Genomic DNA, 20,259 nt, shown 5'->3' on the forward strand with positions numbered 1-20,259 from the left:
CGTTCGCCACGCGGGCGTGGATCCAGCAGCTTGAAACCGAAGGCCGGGTGCTCTCCTGTTCCCCATGGGAGGGCGCCCGGCCTTCGACCTGCTCAGGACCAGAACTCGTCGCTCTTGTCGATGTCCTCGACACACTCGTCGAGATCCGTGACCCTGTCTCCGACGATCCGGAAGACGATGCAGCCGGTGTCGTCCAGGCGCTTGCCCTGCCGCTCGGCGGTGACCCGGCACATACCGACCGCGTGACCACGGCCGTCGACGGCGATCCCGAGCACGTCCAGCCGCATCGATCCGGCGGTCTCCTCCCCGATCCGCCGGTACATGTCGATGATCGCGTCCTGGCCCTTGAAGTCGCCCGAGAGCGGGTGGCTGCCGGGCACATGGTGCGTGGCGTCCTTCGCGATCAGCTCCCGCAGGGTGTCCAGATCTCCTCGGGTGAAGGCATCGAACCCCTTGCGGACCAGCGCTGCGTGCGGGTGTTCAGCCATGACCCTCGCCGCCTCTCTGTCTCTTGGCGATGTACGGCTGACACACCCGATTCTCCCTCCGAACGGCTTTCGCGCCACAGCGGAGAGACAGTGGAGAGATGGACGCTGACCACAGGAACGTGCTGGCCGGGGCCAGAGTGGCGACCCGGCTGCCCGCCCAGGACCTGGACCGGGCGCGGCGCTTCTACTCCGAGAAGCTGGGCCTCGACCCCGTCGACGAACGGCCCGGTGGGCTGCTGTACCGGTGCGGGGGCGCGGACTTCGTGCTGTTCCGTTCCACGGGGGCCTCGCCCGGCACCTTCACGCAGATGGCGCTGGAGGTCGACGACATCGAAGCCGCCGTGGCCGAGCTCAAGCGGCGCGGCGTGGTCTTCGAGGAGGTCGACGCGCCCGGCTTCCGCACGGAGGGCGGGATCGCCCAGATCGAGGGCAACTACCCGAGCAAGGGAGCCCGCGGCGAGCGGGGCGCCTGGTTCCACGACAGCGAGGGGAACCTGCTGGGGATCGGCGAGCCGGTCGTGTGAGCCCTCGCTAGCCCCGGCCCCTGGAGCGTGCCGCCCGGGCGATGGTGACCACCGCCTTCTCCAGGGCGTACTCGGGGTCGTCGCCGCCGCCCTTCACCCCGGCGTCCGCCTCGGCCACCGCTCGCAGAGCCACGGCGACCCCGTCCGGGGTCCATCCCCGCATCTGCTGCCGCACCCGGTCGATCTTCCACGGGGGCATCCCCAGCTCCCGCGCGAGATCGGCCGGGCGGCCGCCACGGGCCGACGAGAGCTTCCCGATCGCGCGGACGCCCTGCGCCAGCGCGCTCGTGATCATCACCGGCGCCACCCCGGTCGCGAGCGACCAGCGCAACGCCTCCAGCGCCTCCGCCGCCCGCCCCTCGACCGCCCGGTCGGCGACCGTGAAGCTCGACGCCTCGGCCCGGCCTGTGTAGTACCGCCCGACGATCGCCTCGTCGATCGTCCCCTCGATGTCCGCGACCAGCTGCGACACCGCGGAGGCCAGCTCCCGCAGATCACTCCCGATCGCGTCGACCAGCGCCTGGCACGCCTCCGGCGTGGCGGACCTGCCGGCCGCCCGGAACTCGCCCCGCACGAACGCCAGCCGGTCCGCCGGCTTCGTCATCTTCGGGCAGGCCACCTCGCGCGCCCCCGCCTTGCGCGCCGCGTCGAGCAGCCCCTTCCCCTTGGCCCCGCCGGCGTGCAGCAGCACCAGGGTGATCTCCTCGGCAGGCGCCCCGAGATACGCCTTCACGTCCTTGATCGTGTCGGCTGACAGATCCTGCGCGTTGCGTACGGCGACGACCTTGCGCTCCGCGAAGAGCGACGGACTCGTCAGCTCGGCGAGGGTGCCGGGCTGCAACTGGTCCGGGGTCAGGTCCCGTACGTCCGTGTCGGCGTCGGCGGCCTTCGCGGCGGCCACCACCTCCTGCACGGCACGGTCGAGCAGCAGGTCCTCCTGGCCCACGGCGAGCGTCACCGGGGCGAGAGGGTCGTCATTCGCAGTCTTCCTGGCCATCGCGACAAGCATCCCACGCACCACTGACAGCGAGCCCGGAAGGACCGGTCGAGGGGGACACCGGACGGGGAGGGAGGTCTACGGCTCCTCCCGCCAGCCCTCCCACTCCCCGGCGAACCGGTCCAGCTCCCCGGCGTCCAGCCGCGCGCCCTCGTCCCGCAGGACGACCAGCCACTGCGCGTCCTCGGCGTCGTCCTCACCGGCCAGCGCGTCCCGCACCAGCTGCGGCTCCTCCACGACCCCGAACCGCTCTCCGAGCGCCTCCGCCACCTCTTCCGCGGCATCACGGTCGGGCAGCACCAGCACATGTCGCACATCACTCACGCCGGACATTGTCCGTCACGGCGCCAAAGCCCGACCGCCGCCCTCAGCTCCTGCGCACGACCTGTACGTCGAGGTCGACCTTGATGCTCGGCCCGACCACCGCGATGCCCCGCGCCAGCATGGTCTGCCAGCTCACGGTGAAGTCGTCCCGGTGCAGTTCGGTGGTGGCCCGGCAGGCCGCCCGCACCTCGCCCTCCATGCCGTTGCCCAGCCCCAGGTACTCGGTGTCCAGCGTGACCGTCCGCGTCACGCCGTGCAGCGACAGCGCCCCCGTCACGGCCCATCGGTTGGCGCCCTTGTGCACGAACCGTTCACTGTAGAACTCCAGGGTCGGGAACTTCTCGACGTCCAGGAAGTCCGCCGACCGCAGATGGTCGTCCCGCATCTTCATGTTGGTGTCGATGGAGCCCGCGTCGATCACCACGTGCATCGCCGACCGCTCCACCTGATCGGCGACCCGTATGACGCCTGCGAACGACTTGAACTGCCCGTGGATCCTGGCCAGTCCGATGTGCCGCGCGGTGAAGGCGATCGAGGAGTGCGCCGGCTCGATCTCCCAGTCGCCGGGGCCGGGCAGCTCCGGCGGCCGGCTCATCTGCAGCGTCACGTCCCCGAGTGACGCGAGCGCGTTCTCCGCGACCTGTGTGGTCGCCAGGTACGGGGTGTACCCCTCCGCCTTCACCGCGAGCCGGTACTCCCCCGCGGGCACCGTCGTCACGAACGACCCGAACGGGTCGGCGCCACCGCTGACCACGGCGCGCCCCATGGTGTCGGTGACCGCGAACTCCGCATGCCTGACCGGTTCGTTGACCGGATCGAGCACCCGGCAGGACAGCACCCCGGCACTGGGCGGAGTCGGCACGGCCGCCAGCGGACCCGTCCGTTGCACTCGGTTCGTTCGGCTTCCCAGCCAGCGGCCGATCATCTGGACACCTCGCGCGACTCGAAGTCAGCGGTTCGATCACTGTTCATCGAGGACGCATTCGACCACCGATGGGGCTTTCGAGGCAACACGGGACCACATCACGGGAATCCAGCACGTGTGATGGGACTACACACGAGTAGCACCGACTGGAACCATGTGAACCATGTGTGGAAGATGTGACCCTTCTGGTCCGGTTCAGTCCCCCTCCCGGCCGGGGTCCCGGACCGTCGCGCCCCGAACCGTCGGCACCTCGCCGAGCTCGATGCCGAACCGCTCGCGGTACACCCCCAGCACCTCCTCGTCCGACGGCAGCTCCCGCTCCTCCCGCGTCCCGTCGGCCCCCGTCACCGTGAACCTCCGGCCGCTGAGGGTGATCCTGCCTCCGTCCTCCGTGACCCGCGAGCAGACCAGCGACCGCGTGAAGTGAGACACCGGCGAGGTGCTGTGCCACCACGCCCCGGCCACGAAGTCGCCCAGTGCGCGCGGCCGCACCTCCAGGCGGTACTGCGGTCGGCCCTCACGGATCACGTCCAGGTCCGCCGCCTCCACCGTGGCGTGCCCACCGCGGACCCCGGCCGCATCCGGCTTCGCCTCGACGATCCGGAAGGTGCCCGAGGGGTCCTCCTGTTCTCCCCGGTCCCCGAACGCCAGCGGCAGATGGCTGAGCGCCCCGAACCCGACGTCCGCCAGCCAGTCGCCCCCGTCCACCGTCCGCACCCGCAGCGCGAGATGGTCGTAGGGGATCCCGAGGCGCCCCCCGTCCCCGTACACCCGCCCCGCGAGCAGCGCCACGTCGTATCCCAGCGCGGCGAGCAACGCCCCGAAGGCACCGTTGAGTTCGTAGCAGAAGCCGCCCCGCCGCGCGCCCACGACCTTGTCCAGCAGCCGCTCCTCCTCCAGCACGATCTCCTCGCCCAGATGGATGGAGAGGTTCTCGAACGGCACGGTCCGCAGATGACGCAGCTGCAGGTCGCGCAGCACGTCGACGGTGGGCCACGCCGGGTGCTCGGCTCCCAGGCGGCGGAGATAGGCATCAACCTGTGCTGAGTTCATGCCCTCAGTCTCGCGCCACCCTCAGCTCCCCGCCCCCCTCCAGCACCGCCAGCGCGCCGTCCCGGTCCGTGCGCAGCACCGCAGCGCCCCCGGCGCGCAGCGCCGCGACCGTGCCTGGTGCCGGATGCCCGTACGTGTTGTCCTCCCCGCAGGAGATGAGCGCCAGCCGCGGTGCCGCCCGGCGTATCAGGCCGGGGTCCTGGTAGGCCGAGCCGTGATGGGCGACCTTCAGCACGTCCACGTGCTTCAGCGCCTCGGCCGCCGGTGACCTGGCCAGCGCCCGCTGGGCCGGGGGTTCGAGGTCCCCGAGGAGCAACAGGCGCAGTCCCGCCGACCGGACCAGCATGGCGACGCTGGCGTCGTTCGGCCCCTCCGGCTCCGGGTGTCCCGGGAACACCTGCGCGAGCGAGCCGGGTGAGGGGTTCGGGGGCGGACTCGGGGGCGGCCACACCACCTGCCAGGACAGCTCCCCCGTGCGCCGCTGTTCCCCGGCGGCGGCCCGCGTCACGGGAATCCCCCGGGCCGCCGCCTGTCTCCGGACGAACGCGGCCTGCTCGGCAGGCTCTTCGAAGCCGGTCGTCTCGATCGCGCCGACCGTCCGTCCGCGCAGCACACCGGGCAGACCCGCCACGTGATCGGCGTGGAAGTGGGTGAGCACGACCAGGGGGACCGTGGTGATGCCGAGTGCGCGCAGGCAGTGGTCGACGAGCTGCGGATCGGGCCCCGCGTCCACCACCACACCGGCGCCCTCGCCCGCCGCGAGCACCATGGCGTCGCCCTGCCCCACGTCACACATCACCAGCCGCCAGCCCGGCGGCGGCCAGCCCGTGATCACCCGGGTCAGCGGCGGTGGCTGCACCACCGCCAGCGCCAGCAGCAGGCCCCAGACGCCGCACCACCAGGGATGCCTCAGCAACCGCCGTCCCACGAGCAGCACGGCCGACGTCACGACCGCGAGCAGCGCCGCCCCCGCCCAGCTGCCCGGCCAGTCCACTCCCGCGCCCGGCAGCGCCGCCCCGGTACGGGCGACCGTCGCGATCCACTCGGCCGGCCAATGCGCACACCACGCCAGGGCCTTGGCCACCGGCATCCCCACCGGTGCGGCGGCCAGCGCGGCGAAGCCCAGCACCGTGGCCGGCGCGATCGCGAACTCCGCGAGCAGGTTGCACGGCACCGCCACGAGGCTCACCCGCGCCGAGAGCACGGCGACGATCGGCGCGCACAGGGCCTGCGCCGCGCCGGCGGCGCCCAGCGCCTCGGCGAGCCGTGGCGGCACCCCGCGCCGCCGCAGCCCGGCGCTCCAGCGCGGCGCGAGCGTGAGCAGGGCTCCGGTGGCCGCGACGGAGAGCAGGAACCCGTAACTCCGCGCCAGCCACGGGTCGTACAGCACCAGCAGCAGGACCGCCGTCGCCAGCGCCGGGATCAGCGATCTGCGGCGGCCGGTGGCGAGAGCGAGCAGCGCGACGGCTCCGCAGGCCGCGGCCCGCAGCACGCTCGGGTCCGGTCTGCACACGACGACGAACCCGAGCGAGAGCACGCCCCCGAGCACCGCGGTCACCCGCAGGGGGATACCGAGGCGCGGCGCGAGCCCCCGCCGCTCGACGTGCTGCGCCAGGCCGGGTGGCCCGAGCAGCAGGGCGAGCAGGATCGTGAAGTTGGCCCCGGAGACGGCCAGCGTGTGGGTGAGGTCGGTCTCCTTGAAGGCCTCCTCCAGCTCCGGGGTGATCCGCGAGGTGTCCCCCACGACCAGTCCCGGCAACAGCGCCCGGGCATCCGCAGGCAGTCCCTCGGTCGCCTCCCGCAGCCCGGCACGCAGCCGGCCGGCGAGCCGTTGCGGGCCCGAGGGCTCTCCCACCACCTCCGGTTCGGCCTCGCCCCGCACCCGCAGCACGGCCGCGATCCGGTCACCGCCCGTCAGGGCGGGCGCCGACCGCGCGCTGATCCGCAGCCGTGTCGAGGGCAGCAGCCCGAGCCACGGCGACCGTGCGGTCCCGTCGGCCGCCGTCCGCGCGCGGCCGCCGTCCCGCCGGTCCGAACCCACGTCGACGATGAGCAGCACCGGCGTCCGCGTCTGCACCGTCGGGCCGCCCCTCCCGTGGACACGCCGTACTTCGGCGTCGATCAGCACGGCGGTCGGAGTGATGTGATCGCCGCGGACCTCGGGCCGGGTGAGGCGCGGATCGGAGGTGAGCTCGACCTCGGCGGTCACGGTCGCGTACGCCCGGGCCAGGCCGGGCACGGGCCCCCGCCGCAGATCCGCCCCGTGCAGCCCGGCCGAGGCAGCCGCCGCGGCGACGCACAGCAGCACGGCCGCCGCGGACGCCCGCGACCAGGACGCCCACCCCGCTCGCCGAGCCCACGGCAGCAGGGCGACGGCGGCCAGGCAGCCGGTCACGATGCCCGTGACCCACCCCGGTGAAGCGTCGAGCATCAGGGCGGCAGTGCCCCAGGCCGCCAGGGCCGGTGGGACCAGCCGCAGGTCCGTGGGGCCTTCCTGCCGTGGACGGGCGGTGCCGAGGCGCTTCCCGGAGGCGGCGTGCACCGCTGACCGGCTGCGAGGCGGGTCAGGTGCGCTCGTCATGGCCGGACGAGGTTCCGCAGGTCGGCGAAGCGGCGGTCGCCGATGCCGTTCACCTCGCGCAGTTCGTCCACGGAGCGGAATCCGCCGTGCTGCGTGCGGTAGTCGATGATGTGCTGCGCCAGCACGGGGCCGACACCGGGCAAGGTGTCGAGCTGGTCGGCGGTGGCCGTGTTGAGGGAGACCGGGGCCGCAGGCCCGGCGCCACCCGCCGCACCACCGGCCGTGCCGCCGGGAGCCGGGCCGCCCGTGCCGGTCCCCGGGGCGGGAGCCGGTGCCCCGACGATCACCTGCTCGCCGTCCACGAGGAAGCGGGCCCGGTTGAGGCCGTCGGTGTCCGTGCCGGGCTTCACACCGCCCGCCGCCCGCAGGGCGTCCGCGACGCGGGAGCCGGCCGGCAGCCGGTGGACTCCGGGCTCCCGGACCTTGCCGCCGATGTCCACGACGATCTCCGCCGCCGCTCCGCCTGTCGCCTTCGCCGCCCCGGCGGGCACATCCGGCCCCCGCTCCTGCTCGCCCTGCCCGCTCCGTCCCTGTTCCACCCCGTACGGTGCCGCCGCGCGCACCACCTCGGGCGGCCGCACGGACTGGGTCCGGCCGGTCCAGAAGTGCTGTACGGCGAACGCCGCGCCGACGAAGAGCACCACGGTCAGCGCGAGCACGCTCCGCCGCTCCAGGCCGCACCTCGCCTGCAACCACAGCGGCAAGCGCTCCCGCAGCGCCAGCCCGGCCCGCTCCCTCCAGGCACCGTCCGTGTCTCGCCCGTCCGTGCCGCGCCCGTCCGTGTCTCGCCCGTCCGTGCCGCGCCCGTCCGTGTCCCGCCCGTCCGCGCCGCGCCCGTTCGCGCCCCGCACGTCCACGCGGCCACCCGTAGCGTCCACCCCACGGTCCGCCTCCACGCCGACGACCCCGGCCTCGCCCCTGCGAAGACCGGTCTCACCCCCGAAAGGCCCGGCACCACCCCTGAGAAGCTCGTCCCCGCCCCCGGAATGGGGCCCGGCCCCTTCGGCGCACCGCTCCCCGCCCGGCGGACCGTGGTCCGACTCCCGTCGCTCCCCCGCCCGTTCGGCGGGTTCGCCGAACATCACCTCCGCGCGCCGCCGGAGGTCCTCCGCGGAGGCCTGGCGGTGCCGTGCCCGGCCCCGTGCGGCAGGCCGATGACGGCGGTGCCGGACGCGGCCGTCGGACGCCGGTCCACGGCCCGGGCCACTGCTCGCGGACGCTGTGCGTGAACGTGATCGAAGTGCCATGCGACGAGGATCGGCCACCTCGGCGCACTCACGATGATCTTGGTCGATTCCCGGGGACAACACCCCGCTTGTGGACAACTCGCCCACCCACGCGGGTGAGTCGGACCCCGCGGTGACCGTTCACCTCGGCGAAATCACAACTCCCAGCAACCCGGGCCCCGTGTGCGCCCCGATCACCGCCCCGACCTCGCTGACATGCAGATCGGCCAGCCCCGAGACCCGTGTCCGCAACCGGTCGGCGAGGGCCGACGCCCGGTCCGGGGCGGCGAGATGGTGGACGGCGACATCGACCTGGGCGCCGGCCGCCCGGTCCGCCGCGATCTCCTCGAGGCGGGCGATCGCCTTCGACGCGGTCCGCACCTTCTCCAGCGGTTCGATACGGCCGTCGGCGAGTTGCAGCAGCGGTTTCACCGCGAGCGCCGAGCCCAGCAGGGCCTGCGCGGCACCGATACGGCCGCCGCGGCGCAGGTAGTCGAGGGTGTCGACGTAGAAGTAGGCGGAGGTGCCCGCGGCCCGCTTCTCCGCGGCCGTGACGGCCTCGTCCACCGTTCCGCCGGATTCCGCGGTCTGCGCAGCGGCGAGCGCGCAGAACCCCAGCGCCATCGCGATCATGCCGGTGTCCACCACCCGTACCGGCACCGGCGCCTGCCGCGCGGCGACGACGGCCGCGTCGTACGTGCCGGAGAGTTCGGCGGAGAGGTGGAGGGAGACGATGCCGGTGGCGCCGGACTCGGCGACCTTGCGGTACGTCTCCTCGAAGACCGCGGGGCTGGGCCGCGAGGTCGTCACCGGGCGCCGCTTCTGCAAAGCCTGGGCGAGCGCACGGGTCGAGATCTCGGTGCCCTCCTCCAGCGCCCGGTCACCGAGGACGACGGTCAGAGGCACCGCCGTGATGCCGTGACGCTCCATCGTCCGGGCCGGCAGGTAGGCCGTTGAATCGGTGACGATCGCGACATGGCGGGACATGAGCTGGAGGTTACCTGCCGTAGTGCGCGTGCGGCAGCCCGGGCCCTGCGCCCTGTACCGCGAGTGGCCGGATCAAGTGGTGCTCTCGGGGCGGGGCTTCTTCTGCCAGGGGTAGGTGGGGCGCGGTGCGGCCGGTGCGATGGCGGGCTGTGCCGGCTCCTGTTCCGGGCTCGACCGCGGGGCCTCCGGCCAGGTCTGCCCGGCCGTGGGCGCATCGGCGGCGGGAGTGTCGGGCCACGGCGGCGGGGCGGGCCGGGACTCCGGTGTCGTCGTCCAGTGCCGCAGCGCGCCGGCCTCCACGTCGATCTGGGCGCTGAGCGTGTCCAGGTCGTCCTCGGCGAAGCGGCCGGCGCGGTCGCGGGCCGCCCAGCGCAGGGCGTCCGCCGACTGTGTGATGCGTTCGGTGCGCTCGCGCAGCTCGGGCAGCCGCTCGGAGACCGCTGGCCGGTTCGGCTCGGACTCCAGGCGCTTCAGCTCGGCGTCCAGTTCGTGCCCGTGCGCGCTGAGCCGCTCGAAGAGGCCGACGGACTCCTTCATGGACTGGTCCTCGGCGGCTGCCGCGTGCAGCGCGTCCTGGGTGGCACGCATCGAGGTGCGCAGCTTCAGCCGGAGCTGGGCGAGTTCGCCCGCCGCGCCGGGCTGGACGAAGGACTTGGCCCGCAGGGTGTGGTCCTCGACCGTACGGCGGGCCTGGGTGATGCCGCGGTCCACACCGCGCTTGGCGGCGCCGACCACCTTGACCGTGGCGTACACGCCGAGCCCGAGAAAGAGCACGAAGAGCAGAGCGAATACTGCGATCACTGCTTCCACCGGCTTCTCCTCAGGCTGTCGCGGCACACCTCACGTCGCTCTTCCACGGTAAACGCAACAGGCAGGCCCGGAGTTCCAGAAAAACCCCGAACCTGCCCGTAGGGGACTACCCCGAGCCCCGCGAAACGCCAGGCCAGGCGGCCTGCGGGCCGAACGTCACGCCGGGACGATGTTCACCAGCTTGGGCGCCCGCACGATCACCTTGCGGATCCCGGCCCCGCCGAGAGCGGCGACGACCTTCTCGTCCGCCAGCGCGACCTTCTCCAGTTCCTCGTCGGAGATGGCCGGCGAGACCTCCAGCCGCGCCTTGACCTTGCCCTTGATCTGCACGACGCAGGTCACGGTCTCGTCCACGACGTACTGCGGGTCGGCCACCGGGAAGTCCTGGTGCACCACCGAGTCCTCGTGCCCCAGCCTGCGCCACAGCTCCTCGGCGATGTGCGGGGCCAGCGGCGCGACCATCAGCACCAGCGGCTCGGCGACGGAGCGCGGCACCGCCCCTCCCGCCTTGGTCAGGTGGTTGTTCAGCTCGGTGACCTTGGCGATGGCGGTGTTGAACCGCATGCCCTCCAGGTCGCCGCCCACCCCGTCGACGGCCTTGTGCAGGGCGCGCAGCGTCTCCTCGTCCGGCTCGGCGTCGACGACGGTCACCTCGCCGGTCGCCTCGTCGACGATGTTGCGCCACAGCCGCTGCAGCAGCCGGAACTGGCCCACCACCGCGCGTGTGTCCCACGGCCGGGAGACGTCCAGCGGGCCCATCGCCATCTCGTACAGGCGCAGCGTGTCGGCCCCGTACTCGGCGCAGATCTCGTCCGGGGTGACCGCGTTCTTCAGGGACTTGCCCATCTTGCCCAGCAGCCGGGAGACCTTTTCCCCCTGGTAGTAGTACGCGCCGTCGCGCTCCTCCACCTCGGCTGCGGGCACCGCGATGCCACGGCTGTCGCGGTAGACGTAGGCCTGGATCATGCCCTGGTTGAACAGCTTGTGGAACGGCTCGGCCGAGGAGACGTGCCCCAGGTCGAACAGGACCTTGGACCAGAAACGCGCGTACAGCAGGTGCAGCACGGCGTGCTCGGCGCCGCCGACGTACAGGTCGACGCCGCCGTGCGGCATGCCCTCGCGCGGGCCCATCCAGTACTGCTCGACCTCGGGGTCGACCAGCTTCTCGGAGTTGTGCGGGTCCAGGTAGCGCAGCTCGTACCAGCAGGAACCGGCCCAGTTGGGCATGGTGTTGGTCTCGCGGCGGTACTTCTTCGGGCCGTCGCCCAGGTCCAGGGTGACGTTGACCCAGTCCTCGTTGCGGGACAGCGGCGTCTCGGGCTGGGTGTCGGCGTCGTCCGGGTCGAAGGTGCGCGGCGAGTAGTCCTCGACCTCGGGCAGCTCCAGCGGCAGCATCGACTCGGGCAGCGCGTGGGCGATGCCGTCCTCGTCGTAGACGATCGGGAAGGGCTCGCCCCAGTAGCGCTGACGGCTGAACAGCCAGTCACGCAGCCGGAAGTTGACGGTGCCCTCACCGATGCCCTTGCTCTCCAGCCACTCGGTGATGCGCGCCTTGGCCTCGGCGACGCCCAGCCCGTCCAGGACGACCTCGTCGTTCGACGAGTTGATGATCTTCGCGTCATACGACGAGAAGGCGTTCTCCCAGGTCGAGGTGTCGGTGCCGCGGCCGTCGGTGGGCTCGACGATGCAGTGGATCGGCAGCTCGAAGGCGCGGGCGAACTCGAAGTCGCGCTGGTCACCGGCCGGGACGGCCATGATGGCGCCGGTGCCGTAGCCCATCAGGACGTAGTCGGCGATGAAGACCGGGACCTGCTCGCCGTTGACCGGGTTGGTCGCGTACGCACCGATGAAGACGCCGGTCTTGTCCTTGGCCTCGGCCTGCCGCTCCACGTCGGACTTGGACGCGGCCTGGGCGCGGTAGGCGGCGACGGCCTCGCCCGGGGTCGCGTGGCCTCCGGTCCACACGTCGTGCGTGCCCTCGGGCCAGGCGGCCGGGGTGAACTTCTCGACCAGCGGGTGCTCGGGCGCCAGCACCATGTAGGTGGCGCCGAACAGGGTGTCCGGGCGGGTGGTGAAGACGGTGATGCGCTCGCCGTCGATGGGGAAGTCGACGCGGGCGCCCTCGGAGCGGCCGATCCAGTTGCGCTGCTGCAGCTTGATGGCCTCGGGCCAGTCCAGCGCGTCCAGGTCCTCCAGCAGCCGGTCGGCGTAGGCCGTGATGCGCATGTTCCACTGGCGCAGCTTGGCCTTGAAGACGGGGAAGTTGCCGCGCTCGGAGCGGCCGTCGGCGGTGACCTCCTCGTTGGCCAGCACGGTGCCCAGCCCGGGGCACCAGTTGACCGGCGCGTCGGAGGCGTAGGCCAGCCGGAACTCGCCCAGGACGTCGGCCTTCTCGGCGGCGCTCAGCTCGCTCCAGGTGCGCGTGTGCCCCGGTACGGGCCGCTCACCCGACTCGAACAGGTCGACCAGCTCGGAGATCGGGCGGGCCCTGCGCGCCTCGTGGTCGTACCAGGAGTTGAAGATCTGCAGGAAGATCCACTGGGTCCACTTGTAGTAGTCCGGGTCGATCGTGGCGAACGACCGGCGCTTGTCGTGGCCCAGGCCCAGTCGGCGCAGCTGGGACTTCATGTTCTCCATGTTGGCCTCGGTGGACACGCGCGGGTGCGTGCCGGTCTGCACCGCGTACTGCTCGGCGGGCAGGCCGAAGGCGTCGAAGCCGAGGGTGTGCAGGACGTTGTGGCCGGTCATCCGCTGGAAGCGCGCGAAGACGTCGGTGGCGATGTAGCCCAAAGGATGTCCGACGTGCAGGCCCGCGCCCGAGGGGTACGGGAACATGTCCATGATGAACTTCTTCGGCCTGGCGACGGTCCCCTGGTCGCCCGCCAGGTCGCCCTTGGGGTTGGGCGCGGCGTAGGTGCCCTCGACGTCCCAGAAGTCCTGCCAGCGTGCTTCGATCTCGGCAGCCATGGCGGCCGTGTAGCGGTGCGGCGCCACCTCCGCCGACGTAGCGGCGGCAGCGGCGGGGTTCGTCTCGCTCATGATCCTCAAAGCTCCATCGATCGTCTCTGCCTGCGGCTGTGTGGTTCGAGAAACGAAAAATCCCCTCGCACAGGAGGGGACGCCGCGCCGATTCCGGCCACTCGACTCGTCCGGTGGCCGGGACTGATCAGCGCGGCCCGCTAAGCAGAAGGCGTACGGCACGCATGGCGTTAGGGTACCGCAGGCCTCCAGCGCCCCGCGACGCGCTTCCGGAGGCCTTCTCAGCGCCCGAAACACTGAACTTGGGTCAAAAGTTACTTCGCGTAACAGTAACTAAGGGACATCACAACAGCCACATTGTCCTTTGATAACAACGCAATAACTCAAACCTCGTACCCATCGGTATGGCGCGGCTTAGAGTTCGACGGCGGGACCGCTTTCCCGAACCGCTCGGAGTTGCCCCCATGAACCCTCATCGCAGTAACAGCTCGCTACACCCGCTCGCCGGGATGTGGGGAGGCCGGCCGTGACGACCTACGACTCCACGGTCGACGACTCCTTCGCCGACTTCCTCAACTTCGGCGCCGGCGTGCTGTCCCTCGTGTGTCTCTCCTGCTCGGTGATCTGGGGGCTGGTGGCCCAGGACCGGATCCTCCTCGACACGCGCGCACGCATCCTGGCGCAGGCCGTGCACCGGACCACGGCGGTCGCCTCGATCGTCTTCCTCCTGGTGCACATCGGAGTGAAGCTGGCGCTGGCCCACACCTCGTTCGTGGCCGCACTGATCCCCTTCGGGCTGCTCCTCACCGACGACGAGATCGACCCGGGCCGGGCGTACCTGATCGGCCTCGGCACCCTGGCCGGCCTGCTCATGATCTTCGTCGGCGTCACGGGCGTCCTGCGCAACCGTTTCGCTTCCCCGGCGCCCGTCGCGGCCCGCTGGCGCGCCATGCACATGCTGGCCTACCCGGCCTGGTGCGCCGCCCTGATCCACGGCCTCTACGCGGGTCGCTCGGCCAAGCCGATCTTCGTCATCCTGTACTGCCTGTCCCTGGCCGGGGTGGCCGGAGCCCTCGCCCTGCGCGCCGCCCCGCGCCCCGTCAAGCGCAAGGTCGCCGACAAGCTCACCAGCGTCTTCGGCTCCCCGGGGAGCCAGGCCCTCAGGGACCTGGAGGACAGCCGCTCCCGGGCGAGCACCGGCTTCTCGCTGCCCGGTTACGAAGGCCGGGAGGCGTTCGCGGGGGCCGCGGCGTCCCCGTCGGGACCGCTGTACGAGAAGGCGGAACGCCCCGCGCCCCAGGAATCCGCGAACGGCTTCGCCGCGGCCTATCGGGCCGTCTCGGGCCCGCCCCAGGGCCAGCAGGCCTTCGCGGCGCCGGGGCCCACCACCCGGACCGAGCTGCCGCTGGACATGCAGCCCACCCAGACCATCCCGACCGTGGACGGCCCCTCCAGCACTTCGGGCAACTGGCCGATCCCGTCCCCGCCGCCGGTCGGCGAGGCCCCGCCGTCGGCCTACGACCCGCTCCAGGACACGGGCTTCAACATCCCGCCCTACGACCCCCTGCAGGACACCGGACAAAGCATCCCGGCCTATGGCAATCCAGGCGCCTCCGGCTACGGATCGAGTGACGTGTACGACACGGGTGAGACAAACGCGGTCTACGACACGTACTACCCGAACGACACGTACAACAGCGGTCCCGCCAATGAAACAAATCCCGGTGCGTCCTACGACTTCGACGCACCGGGATCGGGCGAACCTTGGAACACGCCTTCCGGAGGCTTTAAGTGAACGAGGCTTTGCCTGACGTACCCGAAGTCCGCGTGGTCGGTCTTCCCCAGCTCACGTCGGGCTTCGACCTTGTCGATCGGCTCGATCTGCCCATGCACCTGAAGGTGCACGGGCCGCTCGAGCCGATGGGCGGCGAGCAGCTCGCGCAACTCGCCGAACGCATCAACCTGAAGGGCCGCGGCGGCGCGGGCTTCCCCTTCCACAAGAAGCTGCGCTCGGTCGCCGAGGCGGCGATCAAGCGCGGCGTCCGGCCGGTCGTCGTCGTGAACGGAAGCGAGGACGAGCCGGCCTGCCGCAAGGACACGGTGCTGATCAACCGTGCCCCGCACCTGATCCTCGACGGCGCGCTGCTGTGCGCCGAGGCCCTGGGTGCCCGCACGCTCGTGGTGGGGGTCACCCGTGAGTCCACACAGCGCTCCATGGAGGCCGCCCTGGCCGAACGCGGCCTCAGCAACGGCCGCCGGTCGGCACTGCGGGCGCGCGTCCAGCGCAATCCGGTCCGCATGGTCACCGGTGCCGCCGCGTCGCTGATCCGCTCCATCGACGGCGGCCCGGCCGTCCCGCCGGGCCGCAAGGTCAGCGCCTCGCAGAACGGCGTCGGCGGCGCGCCCACGCTCCTGTCCAACGCCGAGACCTTCGCCCAGCTGGCCATCGCCGCCCGCATCGGCCCGGAGCGCTACGGCAACACCGGCCTGTACGACGAGCCGGGCACCGTCATGCTCACGGTCTCCGGGGCGGTCGCCCGCCCCATGGTGGTCGAGGTGCCGACGGGCGTGCCGCTGCGGTACGTCCTGCAGCTCGCCGGCGCCCCGCCGGTGCCGCAGGGCGTCCTCACCGGCGGCTACCACGGCAAGTGGATCGACGCCGCGACGGTCAACGAGGCGATCGTCTCCCGCAATTCCCTGGACGCGGTGGGCGGCGCGCTCGGCGCCGGCGCGATTCTGCCGATCACTCAGGACACCTGCCCGCTGGGCGAGTCGCTGCGTGTGGCGCAGTGGCTGGCCGAGGAGAGCGCGGGCCAGTGCGGCCCCTGCTACCTCGGTCTGCCGGCCGCCGCGCGCGGCCTGGAGGACATCCTCAACGGCGGCGGGCCGGCCGCCCTGGAGGCCCTCAAGCAGGTCGCCAAGAACGTGAAGCGGCGCGGCGCGTGCTCACACCCGGACGGCTCCGCGATGTTCCTGGAGTCGACCATCAAGGCGTTCACGGACGACCTGGCCGCCCACGTCCTCGGAAACGGCTGCGGACGGCCCGTGGAGGGCGTTCTGCCGCTCTTCGAGGGCGGCAGGGCCCCTACGGGCATCCCGGGCGGCGGCGAGTCCGAGGAGAGCGGTCCGAGCCGTCAGAAGATCTACGTCGACTGGACGTTGTGCCGGGGCCACGGCCTGTGCGCCGACATCCTGCCTGAGGTGTTCCAGCTGGGCGCGGACGGCTTCCCCACCGTGGCGCAGGCGCAGGTGCCGCGGTATGCCGAGGCCAAGGCTCTACGCGCGGTGCGCCGCTGCCCGGCGCTGGCCCTGCGGATCGAGGAGGACACCCGCGGCCAGGCTCCGTCCCGCAATCTCCCGGTCCTCTCCCAGGGCCGCGGCCGCCGCGCTCTCGGCCGCTGAACGGACGTACGGCGGGCTCCCCTCCGGGGGAGCCCGCCGTACGTGTACACACCACAAGAAGGCGGGCCATCCGATCGGATGGCCCGCCTTCTCAACTTCTGTGGAGCTAAGGAGAATTGAACTCCTGACCTCCTGCATGCCATGCAGGCGCTCTACCAACTGAGCTATAGCCCCTCGTTGTGTTGCCCCCGGTTTCCCTGGCGGCGACGCCAACATTACTGGCCCATCGGGCCCAACACCAAATCGGTTTCGCCTTGCCCGAAATGCCCGGTATGGCGGACGCGGACCTCAGGCCGTGACGAACGAATAGAACCGCTTGAGCGTGCAGTGCTCCTCCAGGAGCCGGCCGTAGATCGGCTCACCCTCCAGTTCGCGGTACGTCACGATCGGGTCGCCTTTTATGATCAGCGCCCGCGCGCACTCCTCGCACCAGTACTGGTAGTCGGCATTGAGCGGTTCCATGTCGCGGACGATCGGAGTCCCGCTGCCGCACCAGTCGCACTTCCGCCTGTGGGCACCCATCGATCAGCTCCAGCTGTGGCCGCAGGCGGTGCACACGTACGAGATCCCCCCGTTGTCGCCGAGCATCTGGGCCACGTGCGCGGAACCACAGGAAGGGCAGCTGAGGCGGGTGGACAGATCTCGTGTCATCGCTGCTCCGAGAAGGTGGTCGACCTCCTCGAGGATGCTCGCAGGCATCGCTACTCCTCCCGTCGGGCCGCGCCCCCTTCCGGCCGTTTGATTCTGCCACGGCCGGACCAATACGGTCAGCGACGCCTCAGTACCAGTCCGGACACGGCAGGCGTCGTGACCGTAGAGGTATACGCCTCAGCAGGGCCGACCGACTCAACCCGGGGCATGAAAAATCCCGCCCCCTGACCGGGAACGGGATCTTGACGTGGAGCTAAGGAGAATTGAACTCCTGACCTCCTGCATGCCATGCAGGCGCTCTACCAACTGAGCTATAGCCCCTCGTGTCCGTCCCCGTCGGGCGGGGCGAACAAGAAGAACTTTAGCCTGCGACCTGCCGGAAAGTGAAATCCGGGGGTCAGTCGTCGTCGCCGAGCACCGGCTCCGGCAGGGTGCCGGCGTTGTGCTCCAGCAGGCGCCAGCCGCGGGCGCCTTCGCCCAGCACCGACCAGCAGCAGTTGGAGAGACCGCCGAGGCTCTCCCAGTGGTGGGGGTCCAGGCCGAGGAGGCGGCCGATGGTGGTGCGGATCGTGCCGCCGTGGCTGACCACGACGAGCGTGCCGCCCTCGGGGAGCTTCTCGGCGTGCCGGAGCACCACGGGGGCGGCGCGGTCGGCGACCTCGGTCTCCAGTTCGCCCCCGCCGCGGCGCACCGGCTCACCGCGCTTCCACGCGGTGTACTCCTCGCCGTACCGCGCGATGATCTCCTCGTGCGTCAGGCCCTGCCAGACGCCCGCGTAGGTCTCGCGCAGACCCTCGTCGTGGGTCACCTCAAGGCCGGTGAGCGCGGCGAGCTCGGCGGCCGTGCGCGCGGCCCGCTTCAGGTCGGAGGCGACCATCGCGTCCGGCTTCAGGGCGACCAGCAGCCGGGCTGCGCGGCGCGCCTGGGCGAGGCCGGTCTCGGTGAGTTCGACGTCCGTGGTGCCCTGGAAGCGACGCTCCACGTTCCACGAGGTCTGGCCGTGCCGCCACAGGATGACGCGGCGGCCCCGGCCCGGCCCGGCAGGCTCGCCGAAGGGGCTCACCGCCAGTCTCCGTCCAGCTCCGCCGCCTCCTCGGCCGCCCGCAGCTTGGCGTGCTCCTCGGCCTTGCCCCGGGTGGCCTTGGCGTCCTCGGGCAGCTCGAGCTCGGGGCAGTCCTTCCACAGCCGCTCCAGGGCGTAGAAGACGCGCTCCTCGCTGTGCTGGACGTGCACGACGATGTCGACGTAGTCGAGCAGCACCCAGCGGGCCTCGCGGTCGCCCTCGCGGCGCACCGGCTTGGCGCCGAGTTCCTTCTGCAGCCGCTCCTCGATCTCGTCGACGATCGACTTGACCTGGCGGTCGTTGGGTGCCGAGGCCAGCAGGAAGGCGTCCGTGATGGACAGCACGTCACTGACGTCGTAGGCGACGATGTCGTGTGCCAGCTTGTCGGCGGCCGCGTGGGCGGCGGTGTTGATGAGCTCCTGGGAGCGGTCGGTGACGGTCACTACACGGCTTTCGGTCGGCGGTCGCTTGCCCTCAAGGGTCTCACGGACCGTCGCGCGCCCCCCACGCGATTACGGGGATCCCTTGGGGGGGCGCGCTCCTGCCGCGCCTAGTCGGACGAGGGCTTGTAGTCCTGGCCGAGGACCACGGCGATGCCGGCGTTCGCGGAGATCTTGCCCTTGGTGACGGAGCCCGCGGGCAGGCCCAGGGTCTTGGCGACCTCGGCGGCGTCCGCCTTGTGGGCGGCGTCCGCGTAGACGACCTCGGAGGTGGCCCGGGGGGCGCCGGGTGTGCCGCCCTCCAGGAAGGTGAAGCCGCCGTTGAGGAGCACGACGCGAGCCTTCTCGGTGTTGTCCTTGACGCCGCTGGCGTTCTGGACGGAGACGCTGACCGCCGCGCCCTTGTCGGGGCTCTTGGCGGTGCCGCCGAGGACGTTCTTGACCACGCCGGCACTGGCCTGGGCGCTGAGCGTGCCGTCGTTCTGGACGGGCAGCAGATCCGTCCGGTAGTCGCCGCCCTTGGCGAGGTCGGAGAGCCCGGCGAGGAAGGAGCCGAGGTCCTTGTCGGTCAGGGACGGGTCGAGGATCAGCGCCAGCGTCTGGATCGTGGTCGTCGCGCCCTGCGGGTCGGAGGACATCTTGCGCAGGACCCCCTGCATGACCTGCCCGAAGCGCTCCAGCTGGGCGTTCTCGGCCTCGCCGGGGGCGCGGTAGGTGGCGTAGGCGACGGCCATCTTGCCGCTGAGGGTCTGGCCCTTGCCCTTGCTGACCAGGGGCGCCTGGCCCTTCTTCTTGGCGGCCGGGTCGGGGACGTCGGTGTCGGTGTCGACCTCGATGTTGCCGACGAGGTCGACGAGGTTCTGGAGGTAGGGGGTGTCCAGGCGCCAGGTGCCTTCGATGTCGGTGCCGAGGACCGTATCGAGCGCGTCGCGGGTGCCGTCCGAGCCGTCGTCGTCGACCGACTTGGCGAGCGTCGTCGTGGTGCCGTCGTCGCTGGTCAGGGCGAGGGAGTTGGGCAACAGGACGGTGGTGCCCCGCTTGGTGGTGGTGTTGTCGACGAGGAGGGCCGTGGAGGTGCCGCCCTTGGTGTTGTGCAGGTGGACGACGATCACGTCGCGCTTCTGGGCGCCTGCGGCCGTGGCGGTGCCCGTCGCGGAGTCCTCGGAGGACAGACCGGGCAGCTTCCCCGCGTACCAGAGGTAGCCGACGCCGCCGACCGCCACGAGCGCGAGGACGACCGCCAGCGCGACGATCCGGCTGCGGGCGCGGCGCCGGGCCTCCTCGCGGCGCTCGGTGCGGTTCTCGGTGAACTTCAACCAGTCGATGACGTCTTCGGAGTTGTCGTCGGGCTCCTCGACGAAGGCGAACTGCTCGGTGTGGTAGTCCGGTTCGGACCGGTCGGGGAGTTCGTCGTCGGCCGGTCCGGCCTGCTGCGGGATGTGCGCGGTCTGTTCGGCGACGCGCGGCTGCTGGGCCGTGCCGGCGCCGGCCGCGGTCTGGCCGTAGGGGTCGTGGGCGGCCGGGCCGCCCTGGTGGGGGCCCGGGGCGTACGGGTCGTAGGAGCCGTACTGCCCGCCGCCGTAGTCGTACGCGGGCGGGGTCTGCTGCTGCCCGGCCGCGTACGGGTCGTAGCCGTAGCCCTGTTGCTGCCCCTGCTGTCCCGGTAGGCCCTGCTGGGCGTACGGGTCGTAGGTCTGGGTCTGCTGCGCCGGGACCTGCCGGTAGACAGGCCGGCCGTACTCGTCGTAGCCGACGAGCTCGTACTGGTCGCCCCCGTACCCCGGGTCGTATCGGTCGTTCACCGGTGCC

At 71.7% G+C, this 20,259-nt stretch carries 18 protein-coding genes and 2 tRNA genes; 3 read left to right on the forward strand and 17 right to left on the reverse strand.

Annotated features, from left to right (window positions below):
• Positions 1–92 precede the first annotated feature (92 nt).
• Positions 93–488, reverse strand: a complete 396-nt coding sequence (locus ABZ016_RS02505; protein ID WP_356914678.1) for a nuclear transport factor 2 family protein — start codon at positions 486–488, stop codon at positions 93–95.
• Between the two features lie 98 nt (positions 489–586).
• Between ABZ016_RS02505 and ABZ016_RS02510 the strand changes: the two genes are divergently transcribed.
• Positions 587–1,012 carry a VOC family protein gene (locus ABZ016_RS02510; RefSeq protein ID WP_356914679.1) on the forward strand — a complete coding sequence of 142 codons (426 nt, stop codon included), beginning with the start codon at positions 587–589 and terminating at the stop codon, positions 1,010–1,012.
• Positions 1,013–1,019: 7 nt separating this feature from the next.
• Here the strand turns inward: ABZ016_RS02510 and holA are convergent, their stop codons facing one another.
• The 9 genes from holA to leuS all read right to left on the reverse strand — a co-directional run bounded on the left by holA (position 1,020) and on the right by leuS (position 12,954).
• The gene (gene holA, locus ABZ016_RS02515; protein ID WP_356914680.1) at positions 1,020–2,009 is read right to left on the reverse strand and encodes a DNA polymerase III subunit delta; all 990 of its coding nucleotides are present in this window, start codon (positions 2,007–2,009) and stop codon (positions 1,020–1,022) included.
• A 78-nt stretch (positions 2,010–2,087) separates the two neighbouring features.
• Positions 2,088–2,333 (reverse strand): hypothetical protein, encoded by a 246-nt coding sequence (locus ABZ016_RS02520; protein WP_356914681.1) that lies wholly within the window; start codon positions 2,331–2,333, stop codon positions 2,088–2,090.
• A gap of 43 nt (positions 2,334–2,376) precedes the next feature.
• Positions 2,377–3,258, reverse strand: coding sequence for a YceI family protein (locus ABZ016_RS02525; RefSeq protein ID WP_356914682.1), 882 nt, complete (start codon positions 3,256–3,258; stop codon positions 2,377–2,379).
• A 195-nt stretch (positions 3,259–3,453) separates the two neighbouring features.
• Positions 3,454–4,311: an arylamine N-acetyltransferase gene (locus ABZ016_RS02530; RefSeq protein WP_356914683.1), complete on the reverse strand. Its 858-nt coding sequence runs from the start codon at positions 4,309–4,311 to the stop codon at positions 3,454–3,456.
• A gap of 4 nt (positions 4,312–4,315) precedes the next feature.
• Positions 4,316–6,892: a ComEC/Rec2 family competence protein gene (locus tag ABZ016_RS02535; RefSeq protein WP_356914684.1), complete on the reverse strand. Its 2,577-nt coding sequence runs from the start codon at positions 6,890–6,892 to the stop codon at positions 4,316–4,318.
• The gene (locus tag ABZ016_RS02540; protein ID WP_356914685.1) at positions 6,889–8,139 is read right to left on the reverse strand and encodes a helix-hairpin-helix domain-containing protein; all 1,251 of its coding nucleotides are present in this window, start codon (positions 8,137–8,139) and stop codon (positions 6,889–6,891) included. The genes ABZ016_RS02535 and ABZ016_RS02540 overlap by 4 nt, the downstream gene beginning before the upstream one ends.
• Positions 8,140–8,259: 120 nt before the next feature.
• The gene (locus ABZ016_RS02545; RefSeq protein ID WP_356914686.1) at positions 8,260–9,105 is read right to left on the reverse strand and encodes a DegV family protein; all 846 of its coding nucleotides are present in this window, start codon (positions 9,103–9,105) and stop codon (positions 8,260–8,262) included.
• Between the two features lie 72 nt (positions 9,106–9,177).
• Positions 9,178–9,915 (reverse strand): hypothetical protein, encoded by a 738-nt coding sequence (locus ABZ016_RS02550; protein WP_356914687.1) that lies wholly within the window; start codon positions 9,913–9,915, stop codon positions 9,178–9,180.
• Positions 9,916–10,071: 156 nt separating this feature from the next.
• Complete coding sequence (leuS, locus tag ABZ016_RS02555) at positions 10,072–12,954, reverse strand: leucine--tRNA ligase (protein ID WP_356914688.1); 2,883 nt, start codon at positions 12,952–12,954, stop codon at positions 10,072–10,074.
• Between the two features lie 466 nt (positions 12,955–13,420).
• Here leuS and ABZ016_RS02560 point away from each other — a divergent pair, with 466 nt between their 5' ends.
• Both ABZ016_RS02560 and ABZ016_RS02565 read left to right on the forward strand, forming a co-directional pair.
• Positions 13,421–14,689: a cytochrome b/b6 domain-containing protein gene (locus ABZ016_RS02560; RefSeq protein ID WP_356914689.1), complete on the forward strand. Its 1,269-nt coding sequence runs from the start codon at positions 13,421–13,423 to the stop codon at positions 14,687–14,689.
• Complete coding sequence (locus ABZ016_RS02565; RefSeq protein ID WP_356914690.1) at positions 14,686–16,296, forward strand: NADH-ubiquinone oxidoreductase-F iron-sulfur binding region domain-containing protein; 1,611 nt, start codon at positions 14,686–14,688, stop codon at positions 16,294–16,296. Before ABZ016_RS02560 ends, ABZ016_RS02565 begins: the two co-directional genes overlap by 4 nt.
• Positions 16,297–16,397: 101 nt before the next feature.
• On the opposite strand, the gene ABZ016_RS02570 is transcribed toward ABZ016_RS02565, so the two are convergent.
• The 7 genes from ABZ016_RS02570 to ABZ016_RS02600 form a co-directional block, all read right to left on the reverse strand.
• Positions 16,398–16,470, reverse strand: a tRNA-Ala gene (locus ABZ016_RS02570).
• A gap of 114 nt (positions 16,471–16,584) precedes the next feature.
• Positions 16,585–16,818, reverse strand: a complete 234-nt coding sequence (locus ABZ016_RS02575; protein ID WP_003990186.1) for a hypothetical protein — start codon at positions 16,816–16,818, stop codon at positions 16,585–16,587.
• 3 nt (positions 16,819–16,821) lie between these two features.
• Positions 16,822–16,995: a hypothetical protein gene (locus ABZ016_RS02580; RefSeq protein ID WP_356914691.1), complete on the reverse strand. Its 174-nt coding sequence runs from the start codon at positions 16,993–16,995 to the stop codon at positions 16,822–16,824.
• Between the two features lie 200 nt (positions 16,996–17,195).
• Positions 17,196–17,268: transfer RNA gene (locus ABZ016_RS02585), tRNA-Ala, on the reverse strand.
• Positions 17,269–17,344: 76 nt separating this feature from the next.
• Positions 17,345–18,016, reverse strand: coding sequence for a histidine phosphatase family protein (locus ABZ016_RS02590; RefSeq protein WP_356915038.1), 672 nt, complete (start codon positions 18,014–18,016; stop codon positions 17,345–17,347).
• Positions 18,007–18,453 (reverse strand): ribosome silencing factor, encoded by a 447-nt coding sequence (gene rsfS, locus ABZ016_RS02595; protein WP_003990189.1) that lies wholly within the window; start codon positions 18,451–18,453, stop codon positions 18,007–18,009. The genes ABZ016_RS02590 and rsfS overlap by 10 nt, the downstream gene beginning before the upstream one ends.
• Before the next feature lie 107 nt (positions 18,454–18,560).
• Positions 18,561–20,252 carry a LytR C-terminal domain-containing protein gene (locus tag ABZ016_RS02600; RefSeq protein WP_356914692.1) on the reverse strand — a complete coding sequence of 564 codons (1,692 nt, stop codon included), beginning with the start codon at positions 20,250–20,252 and terminating at the stop codon, positions 18,561–18,563.
• Positions 20,253–20,259 lie beyond the last annotated feature (7 nt).

This window comes from Streptomyces sp. NPDC006372 (assembly GCF_040612515.1).
Classification (GTDB): domain Bacteria; phylum Actinomycetota; class Actinomycetes; order Streptomycetales; family Streptomycetaceae; genus Streptomyces.